Here is a 17421-nt window from a genome sequence, read left to right on the forward strand (position 1 = left end):
GGAGCTGGATTCGAACCAGCGAAGGCTGAGCCGTCAGATTTACAGTCTGATCCCTTTGGCCGCTCGGGAACCCCTCCTAAACAACGGCGGTGATAATAACAAAGTTTTTTTCGAAGTAAAGAAAACTACTAAAGTTTTTCGGAAAAAGGCCGATAAATTCGTAATTAGCAAAATAATCGGTTGGAATACATGCAAGTTGATGGCGTTTTAATCAGTGAGTCGCAATTAGGGCCCGCATTAAATATCAGTGTTCATGAGACGCGCTCTGCCGATTTTGCCATGCTGTTATCTATGCTATCAACTGATGCACTAGACTTTAGCCAATTTCATCTACCAAAATCTGAAGCTGCCGCGAAAGATAGCTCAGAAGAAACACTAAAAAAGCAATTTGAAATAGGACCACAAAAGCCGCTTGCACCAAAAGAGTACAATATGCTTATTGGTCAGCATAATGCGCAGCTGGTATCTATGGGAGCGATGGCGACCTTGCGATTGCAAGAAAATTTAAATCCAGAACCTTTTGCTGCACGAAATGATAAAAAGCATATTCCACTCGAAGTTGTAGAAAATTTGGAACCAGCGGTTAAAAGACGTTTGGCAAGTACGCAAGGTAAACTTGCCTTAGTCGCTGAAAAGGCAATGGATGCGGCTGGTTTCTATGATCAAATTGCAACGGGAGATATGCAGAGTATGTTACGCGCGACGGCGTAACAACATTAGCTGCTAAATTGAGCGAATTTAAGACAACCTGGTATTAAACTTGTCATTTTACAACTGTTTGCTTCGTTACTAGACTGACATTAAACGCCACGCTTATCGAGCTTCATGTCTAGGCTAATACCAGTTGTATTAAGTAAATGATCTATTTTGAAGCGGGGAAATAGCTTTAGTAGCACCGCTCTCGCGTCCTGCTACCGCTAAGGTACCTATATCCATATAGGCAAGGCAAAAATTTTGCTATTTAGTTGTTCTAAATGAGAAATTTTTAACGAAGCTAATATGCTATTTCACCCTTCAAATTGATTAGAGAATTAATTCAATTGGTATAAGCTACCCTTAATCATCTTTCGCTCGTTTCAAGCTTTTTTATTGCTTTGTATCTAATCTCTAATTCAGGCTATTTTAGCTACCGTGGCACTTTTTGTACTTTTTATCACTGCCGCACGGGCAGAGGTCATTTCTGCCTACCTTGGTTGTAGGCGTATCATACAATTCGCCATCTAAGTAATACCATCTGCCTGCTTCGGTGATAAAATTTGACCGTTCATGGAGTATATAGTGAGTGTTTTCTGCGATATAGTGCGCCTTAAACTCAACGATCCCCTGAGTAGCTTCTACTGCTTCTTCTAGCACTTCCAATTTTATAAAGTGTGCATAATTAGCAAATGTAGCAATATCGTCGACACTATTTTGTGCTTGTTTAGCCTGGGCGTAGGTGTCATGAATATACTTTGCATCTTTTAAGCAGTATGCAGTATAGCGAGAACGCATGAGTATTTGTGGACGCTCTGCGAATTTTTGTCCCTTAAGGTACGGCTCACAACATTGCGAATAGGGAAGGGATGAATTGCAATAACAAGACATAAAAACTTCAGTTTTAACAAATTTATATCCTGTTATTGTAGCTTGTTAAGCGCTTTGAAAACAGTGTATTGCAACGTCAGATACCGGCAGTTCCATTTTGTTGATAGTTTGCACTGATGCAATATCAGTCCAAATCACCACCGCAGCGAAATTACCATTGCTGATAGCACTTTTAAGTACATACTCAAGGTCGTATATGTGCTTTTGCCTAATGACGAGCAACTTGCTTGCATCAACAGAAGCACTTTCTAGCAGTGACTTGTTTGGTACATTATCGGGCGCAACGAGTAGCGTCCAGCCTTGTTTATGCTGACATTTATGTAAAACTTTAAGTAACTCTAAGCTAGCGACGATCTCATCTTCAACGATAACATTATTGATTTCGTTAAGTGTGTAATAAGTCGAATTGTTTGGCTGTAGAAGTGTATTGCTGTGTAACATAATTGTCTCACTGGTTATCTATACAGTATGTGTATACAGTAGTTTATACAGTGTGTGAATGCAAGAAAAATTGCTAGCTTTTTAATCAATATTCAAGCTTAATTTTTACTTGGTTTAAATTTTCAATATAAAACAAATGGTTGTGATTTTTTGAAATGAGAGCTTAATTGACGAAATTTGAATATGAATAAAGCAATAGGAAATTTTCTCAGCTGCTATACAGTAGTTTTCCTACTGTACTATTGTGACCGTTGCAGAGGGTAAGCGTATGTTTACTTAAGAGAGGCTTGGCTACGCCTAGCCTACATTTTTTTGAGGAGTAAAATTTAATTTATTGGCTAATATGCTGTAGTTGATGAATTTGCTCGTAAAGTGTTGCTGCATAGCATTGTGCATCTCTAAAGCGCTTAGTAGTAAGAAAGCGGCGAACATCAAGTAGTACTTGTTCGGCGCCTTTGTGTCCTTGACTGCTGGCCAAACTCAACCAAGCAGCTGCATGAAATGGGCTGGGTGGCACTCCTTGGCCTTTCATAAACAACAAACCTAAAAAGAACTGTGCCTTTAAATCACCAGTCATCGCCGCCAGTCTTAGCCACTTTGCTGCAAGCGGGAAAGACTTTTCTTTTAGGTAATAGAGACCTTTTTTCAGTGCTTGAGTATTGTCGTGAAGATCTGGGAATTTTGCGTCCGCTTTTAATGGTGACGTCACAAATTCAAGCACATTCAGCAGTTGCTGTTCTAAGTCATGGTTTGCTGAGTTATCGGTGCTATTTTGATCCATATATGTATTCGCAATAATGTTGATAAGCAGAGTGTAGCTGAATTTTAACTATTTTGTCCGAGTTTTAAAGTGATTCGTGTTAAAATCCAATCACTTGTTCCTCAAATTTGTAATTTTAGTTATGCTCGAGCGGTTATTTTCACTGCAAGCTATGCACACCAATGTAAGAACTGAGGTGATTGCTGGCTTGACGACATTCGTTACTATGGTTTACATCGTTTTCGTAAACCCTGCAATGCTAGCTGAAGCTGGTATGGACCACGGCGCTGCTTTTGTAGCAACTTGTATCGCAGCTGCAATTGGCTGCTTTATTATGGGACTATGGGCAAACTACCCATTAGCGCTTGCGCCTGGAATGGGTTTAAACGCCTTTTTTACCTATGGTGTTGTGCTTGGTATGGGTTATACATGGCAAAGTGCATTAGGCGCGGTATTTATGTCAGGCTGTTTATTCCTATTTTTGAGTGTCTTCAAAGTTCGTGAGTGGGTGATCCAAGCTATTCCCATTGTGCTAAAGCGTGCGATCGCTGCGGGTATAGGCGCGTTCTTAGCGTTAATTGCGTTAAAAAACGCGAAAATTGTGGTGGCAAGCGATGCCACATTAGTACAGCTTGGTGATATCACTTCTCCCGGCCCATTATTAGCCATTGCCAGCTTTTTTGTGATTGCGGCGCTCATGTACCGTGAAGTCAAAAGTGGTGTGCTTATCAGCATTTTAATGGTGACGGGTATTGCGTGGGGGCTTGGGCTTGTAGATTATCATGGCGTTGTTGATGTGCCCCCAAGCATCGCGCCGACCTATATGCAGTTGGATTTGAGTGGAATTTTTGAGCTTTCTATGCTCAGTGTGGTGTTTGCATTTTTATTTGTCGATTTATTTGATACCAGCGGCACATTGGTTGCGGTGACGCAAAAGGCTGGATTATCTGACGAGCACGGTCGTATGCCAAGACTGGGTAGGGCATTGTCAGCTGATAGTACAGCGACAATAGCGGGCTCAGTGCTCGGTACCTCAACGACGACTTCATACATTGAATCAGTGTCAGGTGTATCCGTCGGTGGTCGCACAGGATTAACAGCCGTGGTCGTTGGGATCTGCTTTTTACTCATGATGTTCTTTGCGCCGTTAGCGCAAATGGTTCCTGCCTATGCAACGGCTGGCGCGATACTGTATGTATCGGTATTAATGCTGCAAAACCTAAAGTTAATTAATTGGGATGAGATGAGCGATGCTATTCCGGTCAGTGTTGTGTTATTGATGACGCCACTTACGTTTTCTATCGCACATGGTATTGCCCTGGGGTTTATTTCCTATACAGCAGTGAAAGTGGCGTGCAACAAAGCAAATGAAGTCAGTATCAGCGTTTGGGTACTGACACTACTCTTTATCGTTAAGTTTGCTTTTGGTTAAGCTAGTGGGTTTACTTCATTTGTAATAAAAAGGCTGGGAGACCAGCCTTTTACGTAAATTATGGTGTTACCACTTCTTCTTCGGTGCAAATAATACGTCCAAGTCGTCTTGTTCTTGCTCTGCTTTCTTTTTCACCGCTGATGCGTTAGACGCTCTAAGTTCACTGCTGATCTCTTCTAAATAACTTTCCAGCTGTGCCTTTTTCTCTTTTACATAGTCATCATTGTATGAAACTGCGCAAATGGTAGCGTAAGCTTTTTCAAAGTATTGTCTTGCTGAACCGACCATATTTGCGGTCCTCGCTGAAAGCCCTCTTTTTATCTGGCTTTCAACATTGATTTTAAGCTGAAATCGCTCCAGCCTACGATCTTCACCAACGAATAGTTGAGTATCTACTTTGCCTTTACTATGTTCAGAGCGCAGTAGTTGGCGTAACTTTTTTATGCCTTGAACCAGCGCGATAATTTGTTTGTCGTTATCAGGGAGCGCAATTGAATCAGAGTCATTTGATTTTTCAGGCGGAGTATTCAAGCGTTCTTGTGATTCATTCAATCGACTTTTTAACTCTCTCGAAGTTGGAGACAGCTCCACCATTGCGGCTAAAGCGTCGTGCACGCGGCGCTGAATGATACGGATCATGACTTCAGACATTGGAATATTGCTGCCATTCATGATGACGTCTTCCGCTTCTTCAATTACGCGTTTTTGCTTAGCGAGTTCTTTGCGTCTCTCTGCTTCTTGTTTCTCTTTATGTTGCTGGATCGCACTTACCCAAACTGCTATGACGATAAGTGCAACAATCAACATTATTATAATAGAAACAAACATACTGAAATCTCTTTCATGTAACCACCAGTGTAATTTTTTAATCTTACATGAATTCGTACTATTCTGAACAGGTTTACGACAATAACCTGTAAAAAAGATAAAGAATTCATTATTTTTTAGTATAGCCGATGCCTAAATGAGCGGTTAGTTTTAGTGAAAGATAGTCGCCAGATTTAGCTCGGGAGTTCGCAAAAGCATGCCAACAGGCTGGTTATTCGGTCAAATGTCAGTCAGTGTGTCTATGAAAATGCTGATATTTACTACCTCTTGGCTACCTCATTTTTACCAAATGTGCTAGCCTACATAAGGTCGTAACAGGCGGTTTTTATCGCTTTGCACTAAACTCGCTAACAAAAAGCGGTTTTGCTATGGGCTGATGCTCAATATCAAGAGATCATAAGAATAAAAGCAATATGAAATTACAACAATTGAGATATATCGTCGAAGTGTTGAATCACAACCTGAATGTGTCAGCGACGGCGGAAAGTTTATATACCTCTCAACCTGGTATTTCAAAGCAAGTGCGCATGCTTGAAGACGAGTTGGGGGTCCAAATCTTTGGCCGTAGCGGTAAGCATTTAACGCATGTTACGGGCGCAGGTAATGAAATAATTAATATTGCTCGTGAGATCCTCTCTAAAGTGGAAGGGATCAAAGCGGTCGCAAATGAACATACCTTACCAGATCAGGGTAAACTGAACATCGCAACGACGCATACACAAGCTCGTTACGCGTTGCCTCCTGTGATCCAAGGGTTTATGAAAAAATACCCGGCGGTTTCTCTACATATGCACCAAGGTACGCCACAGCAAATCTCTGATGCTGCCGCTCGAGGTGATGCTGACTTTGCTATCGCTACCGAGGCGCTGCACTTGTACAGTGACCTAGTCATGCTACCTTGTTATCACTGGAATCGCAGTATTGTGGTCGCCAAAGACCATCCTCTTGCACAAAAAGGCACTGCACTGACGGTACAAGACGTCGCTAAATATCCGTTGATCACTTATGTATTTGGTTTTACTGGCCGCTCAGAGCTTGATAAAGCATTTAATGCTCATGGTTTGGAGCCACACATCGTGTTTACTGCAACAGACGCTGATGTGATCAAAACCTATGTAAGATTAGGACTTGGTGTTGGTGTGTTGGCATCAATGGCACTTGACGAAAAATCTGACAGCGACTTAGTTTGTATCGATGCGAGTCATTTATTCGAAGCAAGTACGACGAAAATCGGTTTTAGGAAAGGAAGCTTTCTAAGAGGCTACATGTACGATTTTATCGAACGATTTGCACCGCATCTTACAAAAGATGTGGTAGAGCGTGCAAGCTTATTACGAAATCAAGATGATATCGACAAGCTGTTTGAAGGTATGACGCTTCCAGTAAAGTGAAGCACTTGAAAAGTATATGAAAAAGGCCTCAACAGAGGCCTTTTTCGATACTATTGTTCGTACGGGAGCGGATCTGTCGCGTGGTTTAACTCAAACGCTTCGAGGCGTTCTTGGCAAGCTCCACACTTACCGCACGCTTTTTCGCGGCCGTTGTAACACGTCCAAGTGTCAGCGTAATCTAATCCCATTTTTAGACCATCAGTAAGGATATCAATTTTTGAGTTATTAAGGTAAGGACTCACAATTTCAACGGCGTCGTAGTTCGCAATGCGACAAACATCATCCATCTTTTTAACGAACTCTGGGCGGCAATCTGGGTAAATAGCATGATCACCAGAGTGAGCACCGTAAAATACCTTATTTGCGTTTAGAGAGACTGCGTAACCTACAGCAAGAGAAAGCAAAATCATATTGCGGTTAGGCACAATCGTGCTCTTCATGCTCTCTTCTTCATAGTGGCCTTCTGGCACGTCGATATCATCTGTTAGGCTGGAGCCTGACAATAATTGATTGATAGCCGAAATATCAACGACCTTATGAGCAACGCCGAGTTTTGCACATACGTCAGCGGCAACTTGTAGCTCTTTTACATGTCGCTGGCCATAGTTAAAAGACAATGCATAAACCTCATGGCCCTCGCGGACAGCCTTGTTTAATACAGTGTAAGAGTCCATTCCGCCAGAATAGATTACGACAACTTTTTCGCTCATAGGTGATTTGCCTCGATTTTGATAGAGGTTTACTTCAGGGCGCGATATACTACACGGCCGCTGGAGAAATGACAATTTTCTCGCGGTATTTTTCGACAACTTTATCTTAAACACGGGGCCATTTTGTACAAGGTTAACGAAATATTTGAAACAATTCAGGGTGAGGCAAGCTTCACTGGTACGCCTTCAATCTTTTTACGTTTGCAGGGCTGTCCAGTTGGTTGCGCTTGGTGTGATACCAAACAAACCTGGGAAACCAACGACACTTTTATTGTTTCATTGGATAACACTGTAGAAAAAAAGGCTGACTCAGAGTGGTGGGCGAACGCGAGTGCTGACGAGATTTTGGCGATTTTTGAGGCGCGGAGCTACCAAGCAAAACATGTGGTGATCACTGGAGGTGAACCTTGTATGTTTGATCTCCGCCCGTTATGCGAGCTATTGCATAGTAAAGGGTACAGCACACAGATTGAAACCAGCGGTACATTTGAGATCCTCGCACCAACTGACACTTGGGTTACTGTGTCGCCAAAAATTAATATGCGTGGGGGTTACAAAGTACTTCCAAGCGCAATGGCTCGTGCCGATGAGATAAAGCACCCTGTCGCGATGCAAAAACACATTGAGGAATTAGAAGTGTTATTTGCACAAACTGGAGTTGAGCCAAAGCTAGTTTATCTTCAGCCAATCAGCCAAAAAGCCAAGGCCACTAAGCTCGCAATAGACAATTGCAAAGCGAAAAATTGGCGCTTATCAGTTCAAGTGCACAAATATTTAGGGATTAACTAAAGTGATTTTCCTAAGCGTATTTTAGCTAAAAATGCGGTGTGTTTAAGCAGAGGCATTGAACAAACCGCGTGCTTAGGCGTTAAGCTCAATGTAGAGGCTAATAACACTCGTTACTGACCATTTCGATCATTCTTTGCGTTTCACCACTGTTTTCAAATTGATAGAGATTGCGATTGATGTCTTTGAGCAATTCACGCCAATGTGGTTTTTGTTTGCTAAGTGCAAAGTAGAGGTGATTATACTTTATAGGCGGTGTCACGTTTTCAATGTTTCTTAGCAATTCAATTTTCTCCGCTCTAGGCAAATCTGAATAATTGACCGTAAAGCGAAGCACCTTTGGATCGCCTATAACTAAATTTACGCGCTTACCAACGAGTAACTTCACCAGTTGTAAATCATCAACAGCCTCTACCGTTATAAACTCACCGTTATCCATCATAGCATCAAACTCAGGGGTGTTCTGATAGCCTCTTACGACACCGATAAGCTCATTTTTAACTGAGTTTAAGTTACCATCAAAGCGGTCTTCTTCGCCTCTGCGCTTTAAAAAACCGATTTCACCACCAGGAAAAGCGTTAGATAATGCAAGTAGCTCTCTGCGAGTTTTATTCTTGTTATTGTCAGAAGGAGCTGAGTCCTCAATGTAATACTCTGGGAATAAGATATCAGCTTTGCCCGTTTCTGCAGCTCTTACAGCACGAGCCCATGGTAAAAATTCGACATACACTTGATAATCTAAGTCGGTAAGCAGTGCGACAGCAAACTGAAAGGCCCAGCCTTTATTGCAGAGGTTTGCACCGATATAAGGTGGCCAATCTAATGTCACGACATGAATGAAGGCATTTTTACCCTTCTTATTATATAGGTAACCTCCTTGATACTTTTCTCCAGGTACAAGGCGAAACTCGCCAGCTTTAAAGTAGGCGACGTTTAAATTCTCCCCATAGATGAAGCTACTAAACATGAGAGAAAACAAGAGTAATAAGGTCTTTACAATCATCTAAGTCAAAAAAGAGTAGCGAATAGATAAAGTGTAGTGAAGGGAGGTGAAATTAAAAGGAATAATATAAAAAACCAAGGGGCAGTCATGCCCCTTGGTAATCTAGAATATGAAGCTCTATCTTTACTGTACTAATTCTTGTTCGGAGAATGTGTCTGCAAAGAGTGGGCTAGTTAGGTAACGCTCTGCTGCGCTTGGTAAAATAACCACGATGTTTTTATCAGCATTTTCAGGTTGCTCGGCAATTCGCTTTGCGGCAACTAGAGCTGCACCTGAAGAAATACCCACTAAAATACCTTCGTCTTTCATCAGCTGATGTGCCATTGCTATTGCATCTTCATTCGACACCAATTCAACGCCATCAATCAGCTCAATATCTAGGTTGCCTGGAATGAAACCAGCGCCGATCCCTTGGATTTTGTGTGGACCAGGTTTTACTTCGTCACCTGCAAGGGTTTGAGTGATAACCGGCGAGTCAACTGGTTCAACAGCAATTGACTTAACATTTAGGCCTTTTTCATTTTTCAGATAGCGTGAAACACCGGTGATCGTGCCACCTGTACCAACGCCTGCAACGAAGTAATCGATATTACCTTCAAGTGCATCAAAAATTTCTGGACCCGTTGTTTCAAAGTGGATCTTCGGGTTTGCTGGGTTTTCAAACTGTTGCAGTAACACGTATTTTTCAGGGTTACTTGCTTGGATTTCATTTGCTTTTTCAATCGCGCCTTTCATGCCCTTAGCGCCTTCGGTTAGCACTAAATTTGCGCCAAGTGCTTTAAGTAGTTTACGGCGCTCAAGGCTCATCGTATTTGGCATAGTAAGCGTCAACTTATAACCACGAGAAGCAGCAACGAAAGCCAGTGCAATACCCGTGTTACCTGAAGTAGGTTCAATAAGCTCTTTGCCTTCGCTAAGAAGACCTGCTTTTTCAGCTTCCCAGATCATAGACGCACCAATACGGCATTTAACGCTGAAGCTTGGGTTACGCGCTTCCACTTTTGCGTAAACATTGCCGCCAGAAACGCGATTGATTTTAACCAGCGGTGTATTACCAATAGTTAGACTGTTGTCTGCATATACTTTAGTCATTTGTGTTCCCTAATCTAGGTTTACTTGTATTCCATCACTTTACTGCGCATTTCGCAAAACGAAAGGAAAGATTGGCTATAAGATATATCAAATTTGCTTATAGCTAATAGTTATTTAACGGTTGATATTTAAATCAACCAGGCATAACTGAACTTCATAAATACCGTCTTTTCGTCTTTAGTTATCTTTGACAAATCATCGTCTTGATAACCGTGATCGGAGTAGCCTGCAAAGAAAACGGTTTGTGGGTTTAGCTTGTAGGAATAGAGCAGTTGGGTGCTGATGCTTTTATAAGTCGCATCAACATCATCGTTATAATTGCTCTGGTTTCTCGAAATATCCGTGTTGATGATTGCCAATCTCAGATAGCTATTAATGTTAAATTGGTAAGTCAGGCGTATATCGCTCAGATTTGCGCTATAAACTTCCGCGCCATCCGCTTTCATTTTTTCGTATGTGTGGCGCAATCTAACTTCAAAGTGCTTGCCAAGATTGACGTTAATAACCGGGCGGGCGAAGTACAAATCACCAACACGGTTGTTTGCAAGGTCAACACGGTTTCCTTTACTTAATTTCAAGCCTGCGAAAACGCCAGCCATTGGCTTGAACTCCATGTAGGTCCACTGTGAATTCTCGGTAAATAGATCGGTATTGCCGTCAATCGCTAAACGGGTTTCATCATGTCGCAGACCAGTGCGTTTTCTATGTTCAACACCGAAATCAAGAAAGCTTTGCAATGGGCCGTCAACTGCAAAGTTAGTTTGCACTTCTTTTTCTAATAACTCGCCTTGCTCGTTGTGGGAAATATCCCAGTCGGCGTACCAACGTGCACGGTTCCACCAGTTGTTGTCATCGCCATACCAACGGTACTCACCGCCAAAAAGAAATTTATTAAAGTCGACTTGAGTGATAAAGCCCATATCGGTTCTAAGTGCTGCATCGCGAACTTGGTAGCTGGTGAATGCCTTCCAATGCTTGCGATTATGTTCATAATTAACGTAATAGCCAGCACCACGGTCATCTTCGTCAATCACTCTGAGTACACTTTCGTTTAGGTCGCACTCAACGAGCGTACTATCACATAATGCTTCAGCAAAAGCACTATCATAGTCTGTATCTGAGCCAATTAACTGCACCTGCAAGGTATCGTTATCTGTAGGCTTGTATTTGGCGTCTATACTCGCAACTTGGTTGCGATAGTCGTCGCTTTGCCTCGTCGTCGATGTCACGCCTATAGACAAGGTTTTGTTTAGGTCATGACGATATCTAAGCGCCATGTTTTGGCTTTTTCTCTCTAATGAGACAACACTCGAGCCCAGATTTCCGGGAACAACGACATTGAGTCTTTCATCGTTGGCAATAAATCCGGCAAAAGTGTGGCCATTTTTATTACCGGTAAGCTTGACGCCATAATCTGGTGCTGAAATATTCCGAGTATGGATAAGGTTTAGGTGAGAAGAAAAGTAATCAGAATTATCTAAAAAGAAAGACCGTTTTTCAGGGAAAAATAGGCTAAAGCTATTGTTAACGCTCAATTGTCCTGTGTCAGCTTCAACTTGTGAGAAATCAGGGTTTAGTGTTGCATTTAGCGTCGTGTCCGGTGTGATAGCCCACTTTACGTCTAAACCCGGCTCGACATTATTGTTGGCTTGCCATGGCTCTGCAATACCATCATCAATGTCGCGAGACTCTTGCCTATTGGTGACAAGTGTTGGAATAACGGCAAAGTTACTACTTTGCTTAGCCTTAGCAAATCCCTGATATTTGGGCATTTGACAGATCCAGCAAGAATTTGCATGTTGCAGTTGCATGCTGGAGATACGCAATCTTTCATTTCTTGGATAAAAACGCAGAAACTCTAAAGCCATGGTTTTGCTCTCGAGGGAGTCGTTAAAATTCAATACTCGAAGTGGGATTTCAACTTCAACAACATAACCGCCTTTGTTTATTTTTCCTACGCTATCCCAGATACCATTCCAAGAACCATTCTCACTTTTAGTGAGTTCGTTTTCAATGGAGTCTTGTTGTACGCCTAGTGGGTTGATGAAAAACTGATAAGCGCTTTGGGCGTTGTTAAATGAATCAATTTTAATGCCGACAAGGTCATCTTCCCAGGCGCGGTCACGGTCACGATAAAATGCGCGGATCAATTCAGGATTAGGGTCCTTTGCATCAAAAGCAATAAATAAAGATTGACCATTCTCATATACGTAGGCCTTAGTTTGTACTGGACTTGATTGGTTCTCGTATGGCCAAGTGATGTTGTTGATATCTATTTCTAATGCACGTTGCCAAATATTGGCTTCAAGTATCCCATCAATTTTTGCAGAACTATCGATAAATGGGATTTTATTTGGGTCTAGTGCCCATGCTTGACTAGATAGACTAAGCGCGACAAAAGAGTAGGTTACAGCTTTAAGCATGAATTTAATTATTTTACAGAGACTTTTCCAGTATTAGATAATATGCAATTAATCGAAACAATTTATTCTCGGCAGGTTGCAATTATTTACGTTAGGTGGCGAATATGTATACATAAAATGTACAAATCGATTTATCTCCATCGAATTAATAGCAAACATGGCCAAAAACATGTTACAACAACGCCTTTGAAAATCTGCTAGGAAGTAACTATGTCTCTTATATTGAAGCTAGTGGCGGGGATCGTCGCTGGTATTTTGGCGGGTCTGTACTTGCCAACTGTGTTGGTTGAGCTCTTATACACCTTCAAGGTGATCATAGGGCAACTTATCAGCTTTACTATTCCTCTGATAATCCTGCTTTTTATTGCTTCAGGTATAGCAGGCTTACCAAAGGGATCGGGCCACTTGCTTGGTAAGACTGTCGGCTTTGCTTATGGGTCAACCATTATTGCAGGCACGTTGGCATTTTTATTAGTTAATGCTTTCGTTCCGTTCTTTGACGGTGGCATTGCTTATCAGGCTGTAGAAGAGTCTCATCTTAAGAGCTTTATTAATATCGAGATCCCGCCGCTTATGGGAGTGATGACGGCACTTGCAACGGCATTTATCTTTGGTATTGGAATGAGCCAGTGCGGTTTAACTAAACTAAAAGGTGTTACTGACGAAGCGAGAGATGTGATAGATGCACTGCTTGCGAAAGTCATTATTCCAGTATTACCACTTTACATTGCTGGTGTTTTTGCTGAAATGGCAGTAGCAGGTACGGTATTCGACACCCTAAGTACGTTTGGTGTGGTATTGCTTGCCGCGATTATTATGCATTGGTTATGGCTAAGCACCTTGTTTGTGGTGAGCGGCCTGTTACTTGGTAGAAATCCACTAGAATTAATCAAAAATATGCTACCTGCGTATTTTACTGCGATTGGTACAATGTCGAGCGCGGCAACTATTCCTGTTTCTCTTCGTGCAAGTAAATCCAATAATGTTAACGAAGAGGTTGCTAATTTTACCGTACCACTTTGTGCCACGATCCATTTGTCAGGGTCGACTATTACCATAGTAACTTGTGCAATGGCTGTAATGTTGCTTTCTCCTGACATGGTGGTACCGTCATTATCAGAAATGTTGCCATTTATCTTTATGCTTGGTGTAGTAATGATTGCGGCTCCTGGTGCACCGGGTGGTGCAGTTATGTCTGCACTTGGGTTATTGACCAGCATGCTAGGTTTTAATGAGGGCGCAGTGGCTTTAATGATTGCTTTATACTTAGCACAAGATAGCTTTGGTACGGCATGTAACGTCACTGGTGACGGTGTGATTGCACTTTGGGTCGATAAATTTTCCAAGCAAAGTTGAAGTGTGTAAATAAACCTACTTTGAGCCGCTATTGCTAAAATGCTGTAGCGGCTGAAACAAAAATCGCAAAGCGGTGAAATTATAATCAAAGCTTCTTTCATGAATTAACTATTTAGTTAATTCATATCAAAATTGTATTTTTCTCTTGTCTCTATCGTTATGCTTTTAAAAAATATGTGGTAATCTCAAACATCTGGAAGCGGGGCTGTTGGTTGCTTCGCTCCTTTTACCAATATATATGTAGAGGGTGTGCCATTGATTAATGTGCTTTTAGTTGATGATCATGAACTTGTCAGGACTGGCATAAAACGCATTTTAGATGATGTGCGTGGCTTTAAAGTGGTAGGAGAAGCCAAAACCGGTGAAGAAGCCGTAACGTTTTGTCGCCAAAGTGAACCTGACATTGTGCTAATGGACATGAACATGCCTGGTATTGGTGGATTGGAAGCGACCAAAAAGATTTGCCGTTACTGTCCAGATGTAAAAGTTATTGTGCTTACTGTACATTGTGAAGATCCTTTCCCAAGCAAGGTAATGCAAATTGGTGCGCATGGTTACCTAACAAAAGGTGCAGGCCCCGATGAAATGATCAATGCGATACGTGCGGTCAATGCTGGCCAGCGTTATATTGCGCCAGAAATTGCTCAGCAAATTGCCCTTGCGCAATTTAGTGGCCGCAATGACGAAAACCCTTTCCAATCGTTATCGGAAAGAGAGTTGCAGATTATGCTCATGATCACTAAAGGTGAGAAAGCACAAAATATTGCAGATCGCTTGAACTTAAGCTCTAAGACGGTAAATAGTTATCGCTATCGCATGTTTGAAAAGCTCAATGTGAGCGGTGATGTAGAATTAACCCACTTGGCTATTCGCCATAAAATGATTGATATAGATAGTAGTCATTAAGTTCTTTTTAAATGACTGAATTTGATTACAAACCTTTCCTCAAGACATTAACAACAGAACCTGGTGTGTACCGCATGTACGATGTGGACGATCAGGTTATCTATGTTGGTAAAGCAAAAAACCTCAAAAAACGAGTTTCTAGTTACTTCCGTTCAAATATCACAGATAGTAAAACGCGAGTATTGGTCAGTAATATTGACCATATTGAAGTCACGTTAACAAACACTGAAACTGAAGCGCTGCTTTTAGAAAATAATTTAATTAAGAAATATCAACCGCGATATAACATCCTTTTAAGAGATGATAAAAGTTATCCGTATATTTTCCTGAGCGCTCACCAACATCCAAGACTTGCATTTCATCGTGGTAGTAGAAAACAAAAAGGTGAATACTTTGGTCCTTTCCCTAGCAGTGCTGCGGTATCAGAAAGTCTAAGATTAATGCAGAAGATTTTCCCGGTTAGGCAATGCGAAGATGCGTATTACCGAGCACGCAGCCGACCTTGTTTACAGTATCAGCTAAAAAGGTGTTCAGGACCATGCGTTGGCAAGGTAAGCGACGAAGAATACCAAGAACAAGTTGCCATGGTTCGACAGTTTTTGACGGGACGTTCACAGGACGTTATCTCAGCGCTGGTGGAACGAATGGAAACCGCTAGTATGTCTTTGGATTTTGAGAAAGCGGCAAAACACAGAGATCAAATTGCTTTATTAAGGCAAATGCAAGAACAGCAGTCCATTGCAGGAAACTTTGCAGAGCTTGATGTCATTGGTTATGAGCAGAAGAACGGTTTAGTGGCCATTCATGTACTGATGATAAGAGAACATAAGGTACTTGGGACGAAAACACATTTTCCAAAAGTACCAAAAGATTCTGGCGCAGATGAAGTGCTAACTTCTTTCCTTGGACAGTATTATATTTCAACGGGTAACCACTCTAGAATTGCTAAAGAAATTGTATTGCCATTCGAAATAGAAGAGGGAAGTGCATTAGAAGCCGCGCTGACTCAAGTTTCGAAGCGCAAAGTTAATTTCAAATGTAACGTTCGCGGTGAGCGAGCCCAATATCTTGCATTGGCAAATAAAAATGCGCAAAACAGTATTGAAGTTAAACAAAGTGCACAAGACTCAATCACCAAACGATATGCCAAACTAAAAGCAGTGCTAGGGCTTTCAGACATTCAAAGAATGGAGTGTTTTGATATCAGCCATACCATGGGAGAAAACACGGTTGCATCGTGTGTCGTATTCGATGGTCAAGGGCCAAACAATAGAGAGTATCGCAGATATAACGTCACAGGGATCACCCCTGGGGATGACTACGCAGCGATGGATTTTGCATTAAATAAGCGCTACGGCAAAATGTCGGATGAAGCTAAAGTTCCCGATATTATTTTCATTGATGGTGGTAAGGGGCAGTTAGGTAGGGCAGAGTCTTTCTTCGCTGATTGGCAACTCAAGAAAATGCCGATACTGATAGGGGTTGCAAAAGGCACAAGCCGAAAGCCGGGATTAGAAACGTTATTAATAGATGGTGGTCGTAAAACGGTGAATGTCGAAAGTGATTCACCTGCATTACACCTTATCCAGCATATCCGCGACGAATCACATCGCTTTGCAATTGCAGGGCATCGTAATAAAAGACAAAAGCAAAGAACGCAATCTGTGCTTGAAGAGATTGAAGGCGTAGGTCAGAAAAGACGTCAGGCACTACTTAAGTTTTTAGGAGGCATGCAGGGAGTTAAATCTGCAAATATACATCAATTAAAGCAAGTTCCTGGGATCAGCCCTGAAATGGCTGAAAAGATATTTAATCATTTGCATGACAAAGCTTAAGCAATCATGCGAACATAGAAAAAAAGACAATACCAAGTAGTTATGTGGAATATTCCAAATACGCTCACAACATTTAGATTGCTACTCATTCCTGTGTTTGCAGTCGTTTTTTATCTTCCTTATTCATGGGCATTTTTTGCCGCCGCTTTTATTTTCTGGTTAGCTTCAGTTACCGATATCCTCGATGGCTATCTTGCTCGTAAGTTGGAACAGTCAACACCATTTGGCGCTTTTTTAGATCCTGTTGCCGACAAAGTGATGGTCAGTGTCGCTTTGGTGATACTTGCTACACATTATGATAATTATTTCATTACTATTTCTGCTGTTGTCATTATTAGTAGAGAAATAGTTATTTCTGCGCTGCGTGAATGGATGGCTGAGCAAGGTAAAAGAGGAAGTGTTGCAGTATCTTGGCTGGGTAAATTTAAAACAGCTGCGCAGATGTTAGCTATTATAGGTTTGATTTGGCAATTATCAGAGTGGATGACAATGCTAAGTTACGCACTTTTAGCTATCGCGACATTGCTAACATTAGTTTCTATGATCCAATATCTCTATGCTGCAAAAGGAGAATTGACTAATTCTTGACTTGAAATGATTATAAACCCAGCGGTTTAGATAAATTTTGAGCAAACGATTCAAAACATTCATTTTTTATGTTGACGCGTTCCAGAACTTCTGTAGAATGCGTCCGTGTTGAGAGGGCAGTATGTCATCTAAATGAAATTTAGATAGCATCACCTAGCAAGTTAAAGTTTAAAGAAACTTAGTAAATAAGTGGATTTAAATAATGGAACGCGAGTATAGCTCAGCTGGTAGAGCGCGACCTTGCCAAGGTCGAGGTCACGAGTTCGAACCTCGTTACTCGCTCCAA

16 protein-coding genes and 1 tRNA gene are annotated in these 17421 nt (G+C 41.6%); 9 read left to right on the forward strand and 8 right to left on the reverse strand.

The annotated features are described in order from the left end of the window. The first annotated feature begins 189 nt into the window (after window positions 1-189). Complete coding sequence (locus DRB05_RS00470) at window positions 190-711, forward strand: VC2046/SO_2500 family protein (protein ID WP_128725198.1); 522 nt, start codon at window positions 190-192, stop codon at window positions 709-711. Window positions 712-1122: 411 nt separating this feature from the next. Here DRB05_RS00470 and DRB05_RS00475 read toward each other — a convergent pair whose 3' ends face one another. The 3 genes from DRB05_RS00475 to DRB05_RS00485 form a co-directional block, all read right to left on the reverse strand. Beyond that, entirely contained in the window at window positions 1123-1584 is a 462-nt protein-coding gene (locus tag DRB05_RS00475) for a YchJ family metal-binding protein (RefSeq protein ID WP_128725199.1), read from the reverse strand. Window positions 1585-1629: 45 nt separating this feature from the next. Next, window positions 1630-2025, reverse strand: a complete 396-nt coding sequence (locus tag DRB05_RS00480) for a SulA-like leucine-rich domain-containing protein (RefSeq protein WP_010375559.1) — start codon at window positions 2023-2025, stop codon at window positions 1630-1632. 331 nt (window positions 2026-2356) lie between these two features. After that, the gene (locus tag DRB05_RS00485; protein WP_128725200.1) at window positions 2357-2806 is read right to left on the reverse strand and encodes an SEL1-like repeat protein; all 450 of its coding nucleotides are present in this window, start codon (window positions 2804-2806) and stop codon (window positions 2357-2359) included. A 121-nt stretch (window positions 2807-2927) separates the two neighbouring features. Between DRB05_RS00485 and DRB05_RS00490 the strand changes: the two genes are divergently transcribed. Continuing rightward, window positions 2928-4217 carry an NCS2 family permease gene (locus DRB05_RS00490; RefSeq protein ID WP_128725201.1) on the forward strand — a complete coding sequence of 430 codons (1290 nt, stop codon included), beginning with the start codon at window positions 2928-2930 and terminating at the stop codon, window positions 4215-4217. Window positions 4218-4283: 66 nt separating this feature from the next. Here the strand turns inward: DRB05_RS00490 and DRB05_RS00495 are convergent, their stop codons facing one another. Beyond that, the gene (locus DRB05_RS00495; protein WP_128725202.1) at window positions 4284-5045 is read right to left on the reverse strand and encodes a hypothetical protein; all 762 of its coding nucleotides are present in this window, start codon (window positions 5043-5045) and stop codon (window positions 4284-4286) included. A gap of 413 nt (window positions 5046-5458) precedes the next feature. Here DRB05_RS00495 and cysB point away from each other — a divergent pair, with 413 nt between their 5' ends. Then, window positions 5459-6436: an HTH-type transcriptional regulator CysB gene (gene cysB, locus DRB05_RS00500; RefSeq protein ID WP_128725203.1), complete on the forward strand. Its 978-nt coding sequence runs from the start codon at window positions 5459-5461 to the stop codon at window positions 6434-6436. A 50-nt stretch (window positions 6437-6486) separates the two neighbouring features. On the opposite strand, the gene queC is transcribed toward cysB, so the two are convergent. Next, window positions 6487-7146 carry a 7-cyano-7-deazaguanine synthase QueC gene (gene queC, locus DRB05_RS00505; RefSeq protein ID WP_128725204.1) on the reverse strand — a complete coding sequence of 220 codons (660 nt, stop codon included), beginning with the start codon at window positions 7144-7146 and terminating at the stop codon, window positions 6487-6489. 123 nt (window positions 7147-7269) lie between these two features. Between queC and queE the strand changes: the two genes are divergently transcribed. Continuing rightward, window positions 7270-7935 (forward strand): 7-carboxy-7-deazaguanine synthase QueE, encoded by a 666-nt coding sequence (gene queE, locus DRB05_RS00510; protein ID WP_128725205.1) that lies wholly within the window; start codon window positions 7270-7272, stop codon window positions 7933-7935. A 97-nt stretch (window positions 7936-8032) separates the two neighbouring features. Here queE and DRB05_RS00515 read toward each other — a convergent pair whose 3' ends face one another. The 3 genes from DRB05_RS00515 to DRB05_RS00525 form a co-directional block, all read right to left on the reverse strand. Further along, window positions 8033-8899, reverse strand: coding sequence for a transporter substrate-binding domain-containing protein (locus DRB05_RS00515; RefSeq protein WP_128725206.1), 867 nt, complete (start codon window positions 8897-8899; stop codon window positions 8033-8035). Between the two features lie 159 nt (window positions 8900-9058). Then, entirely contained in the window at window positions 9059-10027 is a 969-nt protein-coding gene (cysK, locus tag DRB05_RS00520; RefSeq protein ID WP_095727562.1) for a cysteine synthase A, read from the reverse strand. Between the two features lie 128 nt (window positions 10028-10155). Then, window positions 10156-12450 carry a carbohydrate binding family 9 domain-containing protein gene (locus DRB05_RS00525; RefSeq protein WP_128725207.1) on the reverse strand — a complete coding sequence of 765 codons (2295 nt, stop codon included), beginning with the start codon at window positions 12448-12450 and terminating at the stop codon, window positions 10156-10158. Between the two features lie 210 nt (window positions 12451-12660). On the opposite strand from DRB05_RS00525, the gene DRB05_RS00530 reads away from it, so the two are divergent. The 5 genes from DRB05_RS00530 to DRB05_RS00550 all read left to right on the forward strand — a co-directional run bounded on the left by DRB05_RS00530 (window position 12661) and on the right by DRB05_RS00550 (window position 17420). Beyond that, window positions 12661-13806, forward strand: coding sequence for a dicarboxylate/amino acid:cation symporter (locus DRB05_RS00530; RefSeq protein WP_128725208.1), 1146 nt, complete (start codon window positions 12661-12663; stop codon window positions 13804-13806). 255 nt (window positions 13807-14061) lie between these two features. Further along, entirely contained in the window at window positions 14062-14712 is a 651-nt protein-coding gene (uvrY, locus tag DRB05_RS00535) for a UvrY/SirA/GacA family response regulator transcription factor (protein ID WP_010606537.1), read from the forward strand. Window positions 14713-14723: 11 nt separating this feature from the next. Next, window positions 14724-16547: an excinuclease ABC subunit UvrC gene (gene uvrC / locus DRB05_RS00540; RefSeq protein ID WP_128725209.1), complete on the forward strand. Its 1824-nt coding sequence runs from the start codon at window positions 14724-14726 to the stop codon at window positions 16545-16547. Window positions 16548-16589: 42 nt separating this feature from the next. Further along, window positions 16590-17135: a CDP-diacylglycerol--glycerol-3-phosphate 3-phosphatidyltransferase gene (gene pgsA / locus DRB05_RS00545; protein WP_128725210.1), complete on the forward strand. Its 546-nt coding sequence runs from the start codon at window positions 16590-16592 to the stop codon at window positions 17133-17135. Window positions 17136-17344: 209 nt separating this feature from the next. Continuing rightward, window positions 17345-17420: transfer RNA gene (locus DRB05_RS00550), tRNA-Gly, on the forward strand. Window position 17421 lies beyond the last annotated feature (1 nt).

Origin of the sequence: Pseudoalteromonas sp. A757, assembly GCF_004103285.1 — a bacterium.
In the GTDB taxonomy this organism is placed as follows: Bacteria; Pseudomonadota; Gammaproteobacteria; order Enterobacterales; family Alteromonadaceae; genus Pseudoalteromonas; species Pseudoalteromonas galatheae.

What these genes read in the sequence shown, in the direction of transcription:
- DRB05_RS00475 (WP_128725199.1), bottom strand. Translation starts at nt 1,584, where the DNA reads ATGTCTTGTTATTGCAATTCATCCCTTCCCTATTCGCAATGTTGTGAG.
- DRB05_RS00485 (WP_128725200.1), bottom strand. Translation starts at nt 2,806, where the DNA reads ATGGATCAAAATAGCACCGATAACTCAGCAAACCATGACTTAGAACAG.
- cysB (WP_128725203.1), top strand. Translation starts at nt 5,459, where the DNA reads ATGAAATTACAACAATTGAGATATATCGTCGAAGTGTTGAATCACAAC.
- DRB05_RS00495 (WP_128725202.1), bottom strand. Translation starts at nt 5,045, where the DNA reads ATGTTTGTTTCTATTATAATAATGTTGATTGTTGCACTTATCGTCATA.
- uvrC (WP_128725209.1), top strand. Translation starts at nt 14,724, where the DNA reads ATGACTGAATTTGATTACAAACCTTTCCTCAAGACATTAACAACAGAA.
- cysK (WP_095727562.1), bottom strand. Translation starts at nt 10,027, where the DNA reads ATGACTAAAGTATATGCAGACAACAGTCTAACTATTGGTAATACACCG.
- queC (WP_128725204.1), bottom strand. Translation starts at nt 7,146, where the DNA reads ATGAGCGAAAAAGTTGTCGTAATCTATTCTGGCGGAATGGACTCTTAC.
- DRB05_RS00480 (WP_010375559.1), bottom strand. Translation starts at nt 2,025, where the DNA reads ATGTTACACAGCAATACACTTCTACAGCCAAACAATTCGACTTATTAC.
- DRB05_RS00530 (WP_128725208.1), top strand. Translation starts at nt 12,661, where the DNA reads ATGTCTCTTATATTGAAGCTAGTGGCGGGGATCGTCGCTGGTATTTTG.
- DRB05_RS00525 (WP_128725207.1), bottom strand. Translation starts at nt 12,450, where the DNA reads ATGCTTAAAGCTGTAACCTACTCTTTTGTCGCGCTTAGTCTATCTAGT.
- pgsA (WP_128725210.1), top strand. Translation starts at nt 16,590, where the DNA reads ATGTGGAATATTCCAAATACGCTCACAACATTTAGATTGCTACTCATT.
- DRB05_RS00515 (WP_128725206.1), bottom strand. Translation starts at nt 8,899, where the DNA reads ATGTTTAGTAGCTTCATCTATGGGGAGAATTTAAACGTCGCCTACTTT.
- DRB05_RS00470 (WP_128725198.1), top strand. Translation starts at nt 190, where the DNA reads ATGCAAGTTGATGGCGTTTTAATCAGTGAGTCGCAATTAGGGCCCGCA.
- DRB05_RS00490 (WP_128725201.1), top strand. Translation starts at nt 2,928, where the DNA reads ATGCTCGAGCGGTTATTTTCACTGCAAGCTATGCACACCAATGTAAGA.